General features: G+C 64.1%; 14 protein-coding genes. 10 read left to right on the top strand and 4 right to left on the bottom strand.

The annotated features are described in order from the left end of the window. The first annotated feature begins 3 nt into the window (after positions 1-3). The 3 genes from AC522E_RS09720 to AC522E_RS09710 are packed head-to-tail and all read left to right on the top strand — an operon-like array spanning position 4 to position 3,282. A complete protein-coding gene (locus AC522E_RS09720; RefSeq protein WP_500750227.1) occupies positions 4-1,512 on the top strand; it encodes a tripartite tricarboxylate transporter permease in 1,509 nt (502 codons plus the stop codon). Between the two features lie 31 nt (positions 1,513-1,543). Continuing rightward, the gene (locus AC522E_RS09715; RefSeq protein ID WP_500750226.1) at positions 1,544-2,182 is read left to right on the top strand and encodes a polysaccharide deacetylase family protein; all 639 of its coding nucleotides are present in this window, start codon (positions 1,544-1,546) and stop codon (positions 2,180-2,182) included. 14 nt (positions 2,183-2,196) lie between these two features. Then, entirely contained in the window at positions 2,197-3,282 is a 1,086-nt protein-coding gene (locus tag AC522E_RS09710) for a tartrate dehydrogenase (protein WP_500750225.1), read from the top strand. Between the two features lie 397 nt (positions 3,283-3,679). Here the strand turns inward: AC522E_RS09710 and AC522E_RS09705 are convergent, their stop codons facing one another. Continuing rightward, entirely contained in the window at positions 3,680-4,465 is a 786-nt protein-coding gene (locus AC522E_RS09705) for an FMN-dependent NADH-azoreductase (RefSeq protein WP_500750224.1), read from the bottom strand. Positions 4,466-4,658: 193 nt separating this feature from the next. Between AC522E_RS09705 and gcvA the strand changes: the two genes are divergently transcribed. After that, positions 4,659-5,561, top strand: a complete 903-nt coding sequence (gcvA, locus tag AC522E_RS09700) for a transcriptional regulator GcvA (protein ID WP_500750223.1) — start codon at positions 4,659-4,661, stop codon at positions 5,559-5,561. Positions 5,562-5,687: 126 nt separating this feature from the next. Here gcvA and AC522E_RS09695 read toward each other — a convergent pair whose 3' ends face one another. Then, complete coding sequence (locus tag AC522E_RS09695) at positions 5,688-6,578, bottom strand: LysR family transcriptional regulator (RefSeq protein ID WP_500750221.1); 891 nt, start codon at positions 6,576-6,578, stop codon at positions 5,688-5,690. Between the two features lie 109 nt (positions 6,579-6,687). On the opposite strand from AC522E_RS09695, the gene AC522E_RS09690 reads away from it, so the two are divergent. Both AC522E_RS09690 and AC522E_RS09685 read left to right on the top strand, forming a co-directional pair. Next, a complete protein-coding gene (locus AC522E_RS09690; protein ID WP_500750637.1) occupies positions 6,688-7,302 on the top strand; it encodes a nitroreductase family protein in 615 nt (204 codons plus the stop codon). After that, positions 7,299-8,249: a DMT family transporter gene (locus AC522E_RS09685; RefSeq protein WP_500750220.1), complete on the top strand. Its 951-nt coding sequence runs from the start codon at positions 7,299-7,301 to the stop codon at positions 8,247-8,249. The genes AC522E_RS09690 and AC522E_RS09685 overlap by 4 nt, the downstream gene beginning before the upstream one ends. Positions 8,250-8,529: 280 nt before the next feature. Here AC522E_RS09685 and AC522E_RS09680 read toward each other — a convergent pair whose 3' ends face one another. After that, positions 8,530-9,507 (bottom strand): quinone oxidoreductase family protein, encoded by a 978-nt coding sequence (locus tag AC522E_RS09680; RefSeq protein ID WP_500750219.1) that lies wholly within the window; start codon positions 9,505-9,507, stop codon positions 8,530-8,532. Positions 9,508-9,603: 96 nt separating this feature from the next. Here AC522E_RS09680 and AC522E_RS09675 point away from each other — a divergent pair, with 96 nt between their 5' ends. After that, on the top strand, positions 9,604-10,059 hold the full coding sequence (locus AC522E_RS09675; RefSeq protein ID WP_500750218.1) for a winged helix-turn-helix transcriptional regulator: 456 nt from the start codon (positions 9,604-9,606) through the stop codon (positions 10,057-10,059). Between the two features lie 59 nt (positions 10,060-10,118). Here AC522E_RS09675 and AC522E_RS09670 read toward each other — a convergent pair whose 3' ends face one another. Next, the gene (locus tag AC522E_RS09670; protein WP_500750217.1) at positions 10,119-11,018 is read right to left on the bottom strand and encodes a LysR family transcriptional regulator; all 900 of its coding nucleotides are present in this window, start codon (positions 11,016-11,018) and stop codon (positions 10,119-10,121) included. A 126-nt stretch (positions 11,019-11,144) separates the two neighbouring features. Between AC522E_RS09670 and AC522E_RS09665 the strand changes: the two genes are divergently transcribed. The 3 genes from AC522E_RS09665 (at position 11,145) to AC522E_RS09655 (ending at position 13,865) form a co-directional block, all read left to right on the top strand. After that, positions 11,145-11,690 carry a carboxymuconolactone decarboxylase family protein gene (locus AC522E_RS09665; protein ID WP_500750216.1) on the top strand — a complete coding sequence of 182 codons (546 nt, stop codon included), beginning with the start codon at positions 11,145-11,147 and terminating at the stop codon, positions 11,688-11,690. Positions 11,691-11,786: 96 nt separating this feature from the next. Then, positions 11,787-12,221: a VOC family protein gene (locus tag AC522E_RS09660; protein ID WP_500750214.1), complete on the top strand. Its 435-nt coding sequence runs from the start codon at positions 11,787-11,789 to the stop codon at positions 12,219-12,221. A gap of 45 nt (positions 12,222-12,266) precedes the next feature. Beyond that, positions 12,267-13,865, top strand: a complete 1,599-nt coding sequence (locus tag AC522E_RS09655; RefSeq protein ID WP_500750212.1) for a 2Fe-2S iron-sulfur cluster-binding protein — start codon at positions 12,267-12,269, stop codon at positions 13,863-13,865. The last annotated feature ends 643 nt before the right edge of the window (positions 13,866-14,508 follow it).

Genomic DNA, 14,508 nt, shown 5'->3' with positions numbered 1-14,508 from the left:
GTTATGGACGTTTTCAATGGCATCCTGCTAGGCCTCAGTCAGGCCGGCACTCCGCTGGCGCTGCTATTCTGTCTTTTGGGTTGTATCCTCGGCACCCTGGTGGGCGTTTTGCCCGGGATCGGGCCGAGCGCCACCATCGCAATGCTGCTGCCGATCACGCTCGGGCTCGACCCGCTCATCGCGTTGATCATGCTTGCTGGAATTTACTATGGTGCGCAGTATGGCGGATCCATCACCGCGATCCTTGTCAACGTACCGGGCGAACCATCCACAGCGGTCACGGCGATTGACGGCTACCAAATGGCACGCCAGGGCCGCGCCGGACCAGCGCTTTCCATCTCGGCAATCGGTTCCTTCGTTGCTGGTACCGTCGCAACGCTAGTGCTTGCCATCGCCTCTCCCGCCCTCAGTCAGATCGCGTTGAGGTTCGGCGCACCGGAGTACTTCTCACTCACCCTGCTTGGCATCATCCTTGTGGTGGTTCTCTCACAGGGCTCGCTGCTCAAGGGACTCGCCATGGCGACTCTCGGCCTGCTTATGGGCCTGGTGGGGACAGATGTCTTCACGTCCGCGACGCGCTTCACCTTAGGCTTAGATGAGCTTCGCAGCGGCATCGACTTCATCGCCGTCTCCGTCGGAATATTCGGTATTGCGGAAATCTTGCGCAATCTCGAGACGGATGACGATGTGAGGCGCGCATTTCATAAAATCACTCGGCTTTTGCCTGATCGCGAAGATTTTGGCCGCAGCATAGGCCCGATCTTTCGCGGCACGATGCTGGGCTCATTTCTCGGCGTGTTGCCGGGAGGAGGCGCCTTCCTGTCGTCCTTCGCTTCCTATGCCGTGGAAAAGCGGCTCTCCAAGCATCCGGAGGAATTCGGCAAGGGCGCGATAGAGGGCGTCGCAGGCCCGGAAAGCGCCAACAACGCTGGTGCTCAGACGTCCTTTATTCCGATGCTGACACTTGGCATCCCCTCGAACGCCGTAATGGCCCTGATGATCGGCGCCATGGTCGTACAAGGAATTCAGCCAGGTCCGCGGGTGATTGTCTCCCAGCCGGAGCTCTTTTGGGGTCTGATCGCCTCTATGTGGATTGGCAATGTGATGCTGGTGCTCCTGAACCTTCCTCTGGTCGGAGCCTGGGTGCGGTTGCTTCGCATCCCCTATTCCGTGCTGTTTCCCGGAATTCTGGCCTTCGCTTGCATCGGCACGTTCAGCGCGAATGGGCTTGAAATGAACCTCTACGTGCTCGCAGCATCCGGCCTCGGCGGCTATCTGCTCACACGGATCGGGTGCGATCCTGCCCCTCTCCTTCTCGGCTTCGTGCTTGGCCCGATGGTAGAGGAGCATTTCCGGCGCGCCATGCTCATTTCAGAAGGGAATCTTGCAGTCTTCTTCGAGCGCCCAATCAGCGCGGCACTGATGCTCGTTACTCTTGCGATCGCGCTCCTCACCTTCGTGCCTTCTTTGCTCAACGCCCGCAAAACCGTATTCGCTCACGCTGACGACTAGCCAAGCCGATGGCACCAAGGAAATACTGCTCATGCAGAAAGTGACGCTGACATTCGACAACGGCCCAGATGCCGAGGTGACGCCCATGGTGTTGGACGCCTTGGCGCGCCACGGCATTAAGTCGACCTTCTTTGTCGTCGGCAGTCGCCTCGCCGCCTGCCGAGCCCCTAGCGAACGCGCTTATGCGGAAGGACACTGGATCGGTAATCACACCTGGAGCCACTCAATTCCCTTTCGGGACCGCGGAGACCTGGATTTTATTCAGTCAGAGATTGGCCGCACTCAGAACGAGATCGGCGCACTCTCTCATCCTGACCGCCTCTTTCGACCGTATGGCGGCAAGGGTCGGCTGGACGGCGCTCTCAACGCGAAGGCAGCGGAATATCTCGCGAATGGTGGCTATACTTGTGTCGTCTGGAATGCCGTTCCGGGTGACTTCGACAATCACGAAGGCTGGGTGGAGAATGCGCTTTCCCAGGTGGCGACGATCGATTGGCCGCTTGTCGTGTTGCACGATGTGCATGCCAGAGCCATGCAACATCTCGACCGATTCCTCGGCAGACTTCAAGATCGCGGTGTCGAGTTTAAGCAGGAGTTCCCGCCAAATTGCATTGCAATCGAGCGAGGCCGTGGAACCATCCTGCTTGAATGCGGCATCGTCAGTCGTTGAACGGAAACAGGACCATGATTGGGAACGGGTTTAAGATTGCGCTGATCGAAGGAGACGGGATTGGCAAGGAGGTTGTGCCTGAAGGAGTGCGCGTTCTCGAAGCCGTAGCCCGCAAGTTCGATATCAGGCTCTCCTTCGAGAGTTTCGACTTTGCCTCCTGCGACTACTACTTGAAGCACGGCCAGATGCTGCCAGACGACTGGAAAGAGAAGATCGGCGGCCATGACGCGATTTATTTCGGCGCGGTGGGCGCACCCGACCTCGTGCCCGATCACGTGTCTCTCTGGGGCTCGTTGATCCGCTTCCGCCGGGAGTTCGACCAATATGTCAACTTGCGTCCGTGCAGGCTGATGCCCGGCGTGCCCTCGCCTCTCGCCAATCGCAAACCCGGCGATATCGATTTCGTCGTAGTGCGGGAAAATACCGAGGGTGAGTATTCCTCCATCGGAGGGATTATGTTCGCTGACACAGAGCGGGAATTCGCGGTGCAGGAAACTGTGATGACCCGCATCGGAATCGATCGGATCGTCCGGTACGCGTTTGAACTCGCCCGCAAGCGCGATGCGAAGCATCTGACATCGGCAACCAAGTCGAACGGCATCTCAATTTCGATGCCCTATTGGGACACGCGTGTCGAAGCCGTGGCGTTGGACTTTCCTGATATACGCTGGGACAAGTATCATATCGACATTCTGGCGGCGCACTTCGTCTTGAACCCGGACCGTTTCGACGTTGTCGTCGCATCCAACCTGTTTGGTGATATCCTTTCAGACCTCGGCCCCGCCTGTGCCGGAACGATTGGCATTGCTCCGTCGGGGAACATCAATCCGGAGCGGCGGTTTCCCTCTCTCTTCGAACCCGTTCACGGCTCTGCTCCGGACATTGCGGGACAAGGCATTGCAAACCCTGTTGGTCAGATCTGGGCCGGTGCCATGATGCTTGAGCATCTTGGCCATCCTGATGCGGCGTCCGCCATCATCAAAGCAATCGAGCGGGTACTCTCCGACAGAAGTCTCAGGACAACTGATCTCGGCGGCAGTGCGGATACGGTTACTTGCGGGAGCGCCATAGCAGACGCGATCTCTACAAGGCTTGAGTAGCAGCGAAGTCAGGCAGCGGCCATGATACTCTCGATGCTCAATTCGAAAAGATCGAGCCTGTGGATTTAGCTGGCTTGGATCGGACGTTTGACTTGCCACAAGGAAGCTCGTCACGCCTGCCCGGGTTGCGCTGGGTAGCTCGTGGCGCAGAAACACGGGATCGTGCACCCCTGGGGACGACGAAGTTCCATCGTCTTCAAGAGAGAATGTCGGCGTCGTCCATGCGAACCTGAGTGCAGATGAACTGCGCAAAATTGATGACGTTCTCGCCCAGTGCCAGTTCCGGACCTTTTGGAGCTGGCGAACTCCATGCCAGATGACCCGCTGAGGTCTGGCATGTACCGTTACGGACGATTGTCATGATTCGATTGCAGAGTGATTTCATCCACTCAGCGCTCTATCGGCCCAGGCCGAAACGAGTTCGGGCCTCCTCTTCGTCCTCGACGCGACGCCCTGCCGGGTACGAACGGATGCCGGCGCACACGGAAGGCTCGGCTGCCTCGCGACGCTCCATGGCTGCGACCAACCGTTCGACCAATGCATCGACCTCGGACTCGGCGCGGGCGAGTGACGCCTGAAGGCGCTCGTCGGCGAACTCGTCGTATTCGGCGGCAGCGGTCTCGACATCGGTGATGCCAAGATACCGGAACGCGGTCTGGATGCTCGACTCGACGTGGTTGAGATAGTGGATGCGCTCGCCCTCGCCGTAGCCGTAATCCCCGCGCGAACTCAGGATGACGAGCTGCTTCCCGTGCTCGGCCAGGAGCGGCCAATAGGGATCGCCAGGGCGCGAGCGGTCGAAGCCGAAGGTGCGCCCGACCCGCACGATGTTGTCGATGTAGGCCTTGAACTGAGCGGGCGGTCCGAAGTTGTACATCGGCACGCCGGTCACGATCACGTCCGCCCCGATCAGCTCGTCGACCAGCGCATCGCTCTCGGCCAACACTTCGTGCATCCAGGGCTCGCGCTGGTCCGGCTTCGTGAAGGCGGCATGGATCCATCGGCCGGTCACCGGCTGCGGCGGGGCCTGCCCGACGTCCCGATGGATGATCTGGTCCGCTGGACGTGCTGCCGCCCAGCGCCCGACGAAGCGGGCCGTAAGCCGGCGCGTGTGCGAGCCGAACCGATCCTGGTCCGAGCGCCCCGGACGGGCGCTGGCGTCGATATGAAGGAGGGTCGTCATGGTGTTTCTCCCGATGAGTAACGCCCCTTCGCCCTGACTGCGGAACGACCGTACCGGATGATTCCTGTTCATCCGACTCTGCTGCCGTCTGGGGCTAGGGGAAGGACATGAGGCAACTCTGCTCTTTCGGCTGACACAGGACAAAGTCGAATTCCTCACTCGACGCATGAAGTTCGTTCAGCCATAAGGAGCCATGAGGAGACTCCCACCGCTTGCCGCCCTGCGTGCCTTTGAGGCCGCCGCCCGTCATCTGAGTTTCAAGCAGGCCGCCGACGAGTTGGCCGTGACGCCGACCGCGATCAGCCACCAGGTGCGGCTGCTCGAGGACACCCTCGGGCAGAAGCTGTTCGAGCGGAGGACCCGCCAAGTGATTCTGACGGCCGCCGGACACATGCTGTACAGGCCGCTGCGTGGCGGCTTCGATGCCATCGCGGACGCCGTCGACCACGTCCGGGCGACAAGGACTCCCGACGCGGTGACCCTGACGGCCACGATGGCCTTCACGTCCAGGTGGCTGGTGCCGCGGGTCGCCGCGTTCCGCGCCCGGTTCCCGGGCATCACCTTGCGCCTGCTGGCTTCCGATGATGTCGTCGACCTTCGGGCGGGAGGCGCCGATATCGCGGTCCGCTACGGCGGCGGCACATATCCGGGCTGCCGGTCACAACTCCTGTTCCAGGAATTGTTCGCGCCGGTTTGCAGCCCACGTTTGAACGTCCGCGATCCTGCTGATCTCGAACGCCACTCGCTCATCCACAGCGAGTGGCGTCACGTGGACGAGCGTACGCCCGTTTGGCCCCGCTGGTACGCCGAGGCCGGCCTTCGCTATCGCCCGACGGACAGCGAGATCGTCTTCAGCGACGAGACACACGCGATCCAGGCGGCCGTAGCCGCACAGGGAATCGCCCTCGTAAGTCTGGCCCTCGTCGCCGACGAGTTGGAAACCGGAGCGCTTGTCGCTCCCTTCGGTCCGGCGCTCGAGGGACATGGCTTCCATATCGTTATCCCGGACAGCCGCGCGGATGACGCGAACGTCGAGTCTGTGCGGGCATGGCTGGCTGGCGAGGCGGCAGCCTCCGACAGTTCGATGCCTGGCTGATTCCTGGCGATGGGATTGTCGCCATCTCGCGTCGATCCATGCCTGCTCCATTGATAATCCGATGGCAAAGCAGTCGATGCGCCGCCCTGGCTTATGCGGCTTTCGCCGCCAGACGTGTGATCGCCCTCACGCTCGGCCAAACTCCTCCGCGAGGAAGCCGAGGAACGCCTGGATCTTCGGGGCGAGGTGCTGCCGCGACGGGTAGATCGCATAGAGCGTGGTCTCCACCGTGCTCCAGTCCTCCAGGGCGCGTTGGAGGCGCCCTTCCCTGAGGTCGTCCTCGACGTAGGGATATGGCATCAGGCTGACGCCGAAGCCCCCGCGAAGCGCATCGCGCACCGCGAGGCTCGACGTCACCGAATACCGGGCGTTGACCGGGATCCGCTCGGTGCATCCATTCTTTTTGAACTCCCATACGTCCGCGTGTCCCGAGAGACTGAAACGGACGCACTCGTGCGACCTCAGCTCGGACGGCGCGTTCGGCCTGCCGCGTGCCTCGAAATACGACGGGGCCGCGCAGAGCACGTGCGGCATGACCGTGAGGCTCCGGGCGATCAGGCTGGAATCCTCCAGCCTGTCGCTGCCGCGGATGGCGAGGTCGAAGCCCTCCCGGATCAGGTCGACACGCCGGTCATCGAGATGGAGATCCAGGGTGATCTGCGGATAACGCGACAGGAAACGGGGGATCGCCGCGGAGAGCCGTGTCAGGGTGACGGTCATCGGCGCGCTGACCTGCAGGGTGCCACTCGGTCCGGTCCTGAGCGGGGACAGGGCCTCGTCCGCCTCCGAGAACGCATCCAACCCGCGCACGACGTGCTCCAGGTAGATCCTTCCCTCCTCCGTGAGCGCCATGCGTCGTGTCGTACGGTGGATGAGCCGGGCGCCCACGTGCGACTCCAGCTCGGCGATATTCTTGCTGACTGCTGCCGGCGACAGACCGAGCTGCCGCCCGGCTGCGGCGAAGCCGTTCAGTTCGGCCACGTGGCGGAAAACCTGCAAGGCGGTGAAGCGGTCCATCGGATCATTCAACAGCAGTGAACAATGTCTTTTCGATATACCGGATTATCAACTCATGGCCAACTTTCTATCCTCATCTACGAACACCTTTCCTTATGGAGATCGAATGATGATCAACCCTGCCATTGCCCTCATCGAGCAGCGTGTCTCGGTCAACCGGTTCGATGCCGGCCATGCGCTGACCGATGCCGAGATCGAGGAACTCACGCGCCTCGCGACGCGGGCGCCGACGGCCTACAATCTCCAGAACTGGCGCTTCATCGCCGCGCGGACGCGCGAGGCGAAGGCGCGCCTGCGCAGCCTCGCCTATGGCCAGGCCAAGGTGTCGGACGCCGCCGTCACCTTCATCATCTGCGGGGTGCTGCCCGATCATGCTGCCATCCCGGAGCGGCTGCGTCCCTTCGTGCAGGCCGGATACATGCCGGCGGACACGGCCTTGGGCTGGCAGGAGGGTGCGCAAGCGCAGTACGCCGATCCCCGGTCGGCCCGCGACGAGGCCGTCCGCTCGGCCTCGCTTGGAGCCGCGACGCTGATCCATGCCGCCGAGGCGCTCGACCTCGCCTCGGGGCCGATGGTCGGGTTCGATGCCGAAGGCGTGGTGCGTGAGTTCGGTCTCGGGCCGGACGAGGTGCCCGTGATGCTGGTCGCGGTTGGCCGCGCCGCCCCGGGAAACTGGCCGCAGAAGCCCCGCCGTCCTCTGGCCGAGGTTTTGGAGATCGCATGAAACCGAGCGCTTCCGATGTGCTGCTGACGGCCGTCGCTCCCGCCATCTGGGGCAGCACGTATGCCGTCACCACCGAGTTCCTGCCGAACTTCTCCCCGATAACGGTGGCAATGCTTCGCGCCCTGCCGGCCGGTTTGCTGCTGCTTCTGCTCGTGCGGCAACTGCCGACCGGGATCTGGTGGGCGCGGATCTTCGTGCTCGGGGCCCTGAATTTCTCGGTCTTCCTGAGCATGCTGTTCATCGCGGCCTATCGGCTTCCCGGCGGCGTTGCCGCCACAGTCGGGGCCGTCCAGCCGCTGCTGGTGGTGTTCCTGGCCTACTTCGTGCTCGCCAGCCCGATCCGCCTCGTGTCCATTCTTGCCGCGATCGTCGGGGCCGCGGGCGTAGCGCTACTGGTGCTGACGCCGCGTGCCGCCCTCGATCCGGCCGGCGTCATGGCGGGACTGGCCGGAGCCGCTTCCATGGCGTGTGGGATGGTGCTGAGCCGCAAGTGGCAGCCGCCGGTGTCCCTGCTGACATTCACCGCATGGCAACTGACTGCGGGTGGCCTCCTCCTGGTTCCGGTAGCCTGCCTGCTCGAGCCCTCAATTCCGGTCCCGACCACGACCAACCTGCTCGCGCTGACGTGGCTCGGCCTGATCGGCATGGCCCTGACATACATTCTCTGGCTGCGAGGCATCACCCGCCTGGAGCCGTCAGTGGTCTCGCCGCTGCTCTTGCTCAGCCCGGTGACCGCCGTGCTGCTCGGATGGCTGTTCCTGGGCCAGACGCTGACGGCGCTCCAGATCGGCGGCGGAATTCTCGTCGTCGGCAGCATCTGGCTCGGGCAGCGCGCCAATCGCCGCTCCACTGCGCCATCGCAGTGGAGGCCGGAACCGGGTGAAGGTGCGATGGCGAGCGCACTAAGCGACGGTCTGACTGCGTCACCGATCCGGAAATCCAAATAGGAAGGTGGCAAGCCTCCCTTCGCTTCCTAATGGCACCAGAACCCCAGGCCTGCGCGAGCAGCCGCCGGCGTGAACCTGGGATGTTCCCTGCGGAAAGCGGGGCACGAACGGGGCTGCCCCGGCCGCCGAGTGGGGCCGAATGGATCATGAGCGACTGAAGCACTGATGTTCTTAAGTCTCGTCGATGTCATCGAACCGGATCCTGAGCGTGCGCATGCTCAGGATCCGTGGAAATGCTGCCTTCATGGAATGGAGCGAACCGGTGCTGGGCCGTTCTCGACTAGGGCACCAGGACGATCTTGCCGACCGTCCTGCGGCTTTCCATTGCCTGATGTGCACCGGCAGCCTGTTCGAGTGGATAGCGCCCGCCTTGCATGACCCTCAACCTGCCTTGCGCCGCCCGGCCGAACAGCCAGATGAGGTCCGTGTTCAGGTTGTCCGGTTTCAGCAGGGGCAGCAGGGCGAACCCCTTCAAGGACTGGTTCCGGGCGAACAGCTGCTCCATATCGGACTGGTCGAGGCGGAAACGCCCGAGTGCGCCGAAGACGAGCTCTCCGCCCGGAGCCAAGGCATCGAGGCAGGCTGTCGTGACAGCGCCACCAATGCACTCGTAGATGATGTCCGCCCCGCGGTCGCCGGTCGCCTCGCGGACACGCTTGCTCCAGTCCGGACTGCCGTAGTCAACGGCGATGTCGGCTCCGAGGGACAGCGCCAGCTCCCGTTTCTCGTCCGACCCTGCGGCCGCGACCACGAGCCTTGCGCCATTGTCACGGACAAGCTGCACCAGCAGCGATCCGACGCCGCCAGCTGCCGCATTGACCAGCACGGCCTTGTCCTTCGGCGGGCTCTGCCGAACGAGGTGCAGGGCCGTCAAGCCTTGTACCATCAAGGCTGTGGCATCCTCGAACGACAGACCGTCAGGCATGACAACGACGGAATCCGCGTCGGCGATGACATAGTCCGCGTAGCCGCCGCTGCGGCCGATCGCGAACAACGGCACCGCAACCCGCGTGCCGATCGCGGGTGAGACGACACCAACACCGAGGGCCTCGACCTCGCCGGCGGCCTCGACCCCGAGCGGCATCGGCAGGTCCGGCGTCACTGCATAGCGATCCTGGCGCATCAGGACCTCGAAGAAGTTGATCCCGGCGGCCCGCACGCGAACCAGAACCTCGCCCGGTTGCGGGGTCGGTGTCGGGCTTTCGACAATCTCGAGGACTTCGGGACCGCCGAAGCGGCTCAACTGGACGGCTCTCATCGGTGACCTCACGCTTGTTGCCGGTGAGGTCATTTGCCTATAGTCCTGGGATCGGCTCTACGCACTCTTTCGTGCCATACTGACCGAGAGGTAACCATGGCGGACGTAGTGAAGAGGCTGCCGGCGCTCCCGGCCGAACGGGCTCTGAAGGTGATCTCAGGGCGCTGGAAAGCGATTCTCCTCTATCATCTGTTCGATGGCCCGAAGCGGCTCTCGGAGCTGAAGCGGCTGGTCCCGGACGTGAGCCAGAAGGTGCTGATCCAGCAGCTTCGCGAATTGGAGGAGCACGGTCTTGTCCACCGTGAGGTCTTCCGTCAGGTGCCGCCCCGCGTCGATTATTCGGCGACCGCGCTCGGCTCGAGTTTGGAACCGGTGTTGCGGGCGCTGTGCGATTGGGGCCAGCGGCACGCCGCGGAGTTGAACGAGCTGGATCGGCTCGCCGCATGCGTGGTCAGGCCGTCAAGCGCGACGGTGCCCCGGCACGCTGACCGCCAGGAGACCCTCCCTTCATTCGACAGCAAGGATCGCGAGAAAAGCCCCCGAGCCTACTGAAGGTGGGTCGTGACAGCAGGGGGAACCTGCATGGAAAATGCAGGTCCAGAGCCTGGCGTTCAGTTAATGGAAGTGTTCCCGCGCAGCCTTTGGGCCGCAAAATCCACGAAGGCCCGTACCCGGGCGGAGGCCTGCCGTCCCTCCTGGTGCACGAGGTGGATTGGCACCGGAGCAGGCTCGTGCTCGGCCAACACGATCTTCAGCCGCCCGGCGGCAAGCTCAGGGGCGATCATGTAGGACAGCACCCGCGTCAGCCCGTATCCCTGCACGGCAGCGGTGATCGCCATCTCGGCGGTGTTTACCTCCAGGCGTGGTGACGGACGGACCTTCACCTCCAAGCTGCCATCGCGGAACGACCATTCCGGCGAAGGCGTCAGGCCGTGGAAGGTAATCGTGCCGTGGCTCGCCAGGTCCTCGGGGGTTTGCGGAATGCCGTGCTGCGCGAGATAGTCGGGCGAGGCGCAGACGAGGCGCCGGACGGATCCGACCTTCAACGCCGTCATCCCGGAATCCGGCAGATGAGCGATACGAACGGCGACATCCAGCCCCTCCTCCATGAGGTTCACCACCCGGTCGACGAACAGGGTGCGGGCGCTTACCCGCGAATGGCGGCCGAGGAAATCGAGCAGGATCGGGGCGACATACATCCGCCCGAACAGCACTGATGCCGTGACTGCCAGCTGCCCTTGCGGCTCGCGGTGCGAGCCGGCCGCCGCCTCCTCCGCCTCGTTGATTTCGGACAGGATGCGACGGCAATCCTCGAGGTAGCGGGTGCCCGCCTCGGTCAGGCGCACGCTGCGAGTGGTGCGATGCAGCAGACGGGTGCCGATCCGCGCCTCGAGTGCGGCGACCGCCCGCGTCACCACGGGTGGCGACATCGCCAGCCGCCGGGCTGCCGGGGCGAACCCCTCCTCCTCCGCGACGGCCACGAACATTGTCATAGCCTGCAATCTGTCCATGACGGATTATTCCTGCAATAGAAATGATCAATTGCGCAGAATGATCATTCATTACGTTCACGGCAAGGGGCAATGTCCTCGCATCGAGCGGCCATCGCCGTTCGGCCACTTCGAAAGGACACCCTCATGGCCCGCATCCCCGCCGTCGACCCCGCCGCCGCTACAGGCGAGGCCAAGACCCTCCTGGATGCCGTGCAGGCAAAGCTGGGCGTCACGCCGAACTTCCTGCGCGTGCTTGCCCATTCGCCTGCCGCCCTCGGCTCCTTCCTCGGCCTCTACGGTATCGCCGAGCAGGGCAGCCTCGATCCCCAGACCCGCGAGCGCATCGCCTTGGCTCTCGCCGAGCAGAACAGTTGCGAGTATTGCCTGTCGGCCCATACCGCCATCGGCCGCAGCGCCGGCCTCTCGGGCGACGAGATGGCGGCCAACCGCCAGGGCACCTCGCAGGATGCCAAGGCGGCTGCCGCAGTGGCCTTTGCCCGCGCGCTCGTAGAGCACAAGGGTGAGGTGACGAACGCCGAGATCGAGGCGGTGCGCAAGGCCGGCTACGGAGAGGCCGAAATCGTCGAGATCATCGTGCACGTCGGCATGAATCTGCTCACAAACATCCTCGGCAAGGCGAGCCGGGTGGACATCGACTTCCCGAAAGTCGCCCTCAGGCAGGCCGCTTGAGGCCAGCTTGCGCGGGACGTTGCCCCGGTCGGGTCCGCCTGGGCGGGCACTCTCCGCCAGTGCCCACCCTCTCATCAACTCACCAGGAGCAGCGGGATGCCCGAAGCCGCCTTGACGTCCGGTGTCGATCACGTTGGCCTCGCCGTCTCTGATCTCGATGCAACGCGGACCTTCTTCACCGACTGCCTTGGCTGGACCCTGGTGGGGGAGAACCCCACCTATCCGGCCGCCTTCGTCACGGACGGCATCACGCGGGTGACGCTCTGGCAGGTGAAGGATCGGGCTCACCATGTGCCGTTCGACCGGCACAGGAACGTGGGTCTCCACCATCTCGCCTTCCGCGTCGCAGACCTGGCAACCCTTCACGCAATCCATGAGCGCGTGACCAGGTGGCCTCGAGCCATCGTCGAGTTCGCGCCGGAGCGGAACGGCGCAGGGCCGAAAATCCACTTCATGATCCGCGAGCCGAGCGGCATCAGGATCGAATTTACCTGCATCCCGCAGGAGACTGTTCCTCAGTCGTATGGGTGAGGAGCGCCAGCGCCACCATCCCTTCAACTATGGAGCACGCGCGTCATGCCCCGCGCATTTGCCGAGATCACCTTCACCCCCAGCGTCAGGGCGGCGCAGGCCCGCTACGGCAGCCGCGCCGCCAATGCTGGCTTCGAGCGGGCCGAGGAGCGTCGCGACATCCTCACCGAGCGGGAGGCCGAATTCATCCACGTCCGGGACAGCTTCTATCAGGCGAGCGTGGGCGAGACCGGCTGGCCCTATGTCCAGTTCAAGGGCGGTCCGAAAGGCTTCCTCAAGGTGCTCGACGCGCGAACGCTCGGCTATGCGGATTTCCGCGGCAACGTCCAGTACATCAGCACGGGCAACATCGACGCGGACGGCCGTGTTGCACTCATCCTGATGGACTACCCGAACCGCCGCCGCCTCAAGATCTGGGCGCGGGCACGCATCGTGCACGAGAGCGAGGATCCGGCTCTCCTCGCCCGTCTCGAGATGCCGACCTACCGGGCCCGGGTCGAACGCGCCGTGGTGATGACGGTCGAGGCCTTCGACTGGAACTGCCCGCAGCACATCACGCCCCGCTTCACCGAGGACGAGATCGCCGGGCTCGTCGCGCCGCTGCGGCAGCAGCTCGCCAAGGCCACGGCAGAGAAGGAGGCCCTGCGGGCGGCGCGCCTGACCGTGCAGGCGCTCGGCAGTGGTCCTCTGGATCTCGTGATCACAGGCATGCGCCAGTTGACGCCGCGCATCAGGGCATATGAGCTGCGGGCCGCCGATGGTGGCCCCCTGCCCGCCTGGACAGCGGGTGCGCATCTCAGCGTGCCTGTACGCCTTCCCGACGGCCGCGAGCGCACCCGCAGCTTTTCGCTGATGGGTGATCCGGAGGACCGTCGCGTCTACGAAATCGCGGTGTTGCGCGAGGATGCTGGGCACGGCGGCTCGGTCGCAGTCCACCAGGACTACGGGCTCGGGACGGTTCTCCACTGTGGCCTGCCTCGCAACCTGTTCGGCCTGCACGAGGACAGGCGTCCGAGCCTGCTCATCGCCGGCGGGATCGGCATTACTCCGATTCGCGCCATGGCGCTGGCTCTGCTTGCGTCCTGCCGATCGTTCGAGCTCCACTACGCCGCCCGCAACCCTCACGAGATGGCACTGCGGCAGGATCTGGAGGCCCGGCTCGGACAGCGCCTGAAGACCTACTTCAGCCAGGATGCCGCGCCGACGCCGTTGGAGGTCGGCAAGGTCATGGCAAGCGCGCCGCCGGATGCCATGGTCTACGTCTGTGGCCCTGCATCCCTGATCGAGGCCGTGCACGGGCATGCGGCTGCACTGGGCATCCCGCCGGACCGCATCCGGTCGGAGCGGTTTGCAGTGGACGCGACACGCGAGGGTGACCGCCCGATCGAGGTGCGTCTCGCCCGGACCGGCAAGACCGTCACTGTCGCGTCCGACCAGACCGTTCTCGATGCCCTCATTGAGGCCGGAGCCGGTCCGCTTTACGATTGCCGCACCGGCACGTGCGGCACCTGCGCCGCGAAGGTTCTCGACGGCGTGCCCGATCACCGGGACAGCGCCCTCTCCGAGGCAGAACGGGGCCGTGCCGGCCTGATGTGCACCTGCGTCTCGCGGGCGCTGACCGACCACCTCACCCTCGACCTATGACCCAACGGGAGATCGGTCGATGAATGCCCGCCACCCTTGAGCCAACTCAATCCGGCGAGCGCCGCGCCCTCGCCTGATTCATACGACGACACCTTCAACCGCCTCTCGCTGAGGATGGATGGCTTCACCCGAACGCACGGCCTCGATCGGTACGGCCTCAGGGCGTTGATCCACTAGCCTGCGTGCTTGGCGGTCTTCCAGCTGGCCGTGCGCCCAGCATAGACAAGCTCGGTCGCCTCGGCGAACATCCGGCTACGAGCCTGGACCCTTCTCAGCCAGGGAGTCGACACCCTTACGGGCCGTTTCGCGGAACGCCAGCGCCCCGTCGTGCGCCTCAGCCAGGGTGACGAGTGCGAGGCTTCCAAGGCCGATATCGCGCCTCTTGCCGCAGACGACGGTGCGGAGATCCTGCGCCTTGCCCTGGAGGGCTCAACGACAAGATAAGGCCGTTGCCGTCGGCATATCGGCCCGGCTTCGTCAGGGTGCCGCCCTGCTCGCTCCAATTCTGCGCACAAATCATGCCCGATGGCATAGGAAAAAATTGTACTGCTTCGAACAGCCTTGACCATTAAAATGCCGGCAGGACTTAGGGTCTCAAGTCCATTCCGGACACCAAAGGCGCCCCTCAGCGAATCCGGCGCAG

The organism is Microvirga sp. BF8 (assembly GCF_059888585.1).
The sequence above is the reverse complement of the archived record's forward strand: the minus strand, read 5'-3'. Positions and strand labels throughout refer to the sequence as shown.

Excerpts from the sequence above, each read along its gene's own strand:
- AC522E_RS09720 (WP_500750227.1), top strand. The coding sequence starts at position 4 with ATGGACGTTTTCAATGGCATCCTGCTAGGCCTCAGTCAGGCCGGCACT.
- AC522E_RS09715 (WP_500750226.1), top strand. The coding sequence starts at position 1,544 with ATGCAGAAAGTGACGCTGACATTCGACAACGGCCCAGATGCCGAGGTG.
- AC522E_RS09710 (WP_500750225.1), top strand. The coding sequence starts at position 2,197 with ATGATTGGGAACGGGTTTAAGATTGCGCTGATCGAAGGAGACGGGATT.
- AC522E_RS09705 (WP_500750224.1), bottom strand. The coding sequence starts at position 4,465 with ATGACGACCCTCCTTCATATCGACGCCAGCGCCCGTCCGGGGCGCTCG.
- gcvA (WP_500750223.1), top strand. The coding sequence starts at position 4,659 with ATGAGGAGACTCCCACCGCTTGCCGCCCTGCGTGCCTTTGAGGCCGCC.
- AC522E_RS09695 (WP_500750221.1), bottom strand. The coding sequence starts at position 6,578 with ATGGACCGCTTCACCGCCTTGCAGGTTTTCCGCCACGTGGCCGAACTG.
- AC522E_RS09690 (WP_500750637.1), top strand. The coding sequence starts at position 6,688 with ATGATCAACCCTGCCATTGCCCTCATCGAGCAGCGTGTCTCGGTCAAC.
- AC522E_RS09685 (WP_500750220.1), top strand. The coding sequence starts at position 7,299 with ATGAAACCGAGCGCTTCCGATGTGCTGCTGACGGCCGTCGCTCCCGCC.
- AC522E_RS09680 (WP_500750219.1), bottom strand. The coding sequence starts at position 9,507 with ATGAGAGCCGTCCAGTTGAGCCGCTTCGGCGGTCCCGAAGTCCTCGAG.
- AC522E_RS09675 (WP_500750218.1), top strand. The coding sequence starts at position 9,604 with ATGGCGGACGTAGTGAAGAGGCTGCCGGCGCTCCCGGCCGAACGGGCT.
- AC522E_RS09670 (WP_500750217.1), bottom strand. The coding sequence starts at position 11,018 with ATGGACAGATTGCAGGCTATGACAATGTTCGTGGCCGTCGCGGAGGAG.
- AC522E_RS09665 (WP_500750216.1), top strand. The coding sequence starts at position 11,145 with ATGGCCCGCATCCCCGCCGTCGACCCCGCCGCCGCTACAGGCGAGGCC.
- AC522E_RS09660 (WP_500750214.1), top strand. The coding sequence starts at position 11,787 with ATGCCCGAAGCCGCCTTGACGTCCGGTGTCGATCACGTTGGCCTCGCC.
- AC522E_RS09655 (WP_500750212.1), top strand. The coding sequence starts at position 12,267 with ATGCCCCGCGCATTTGCCGAGATCACCTTCACCCCCAGCGTCAGGGCG.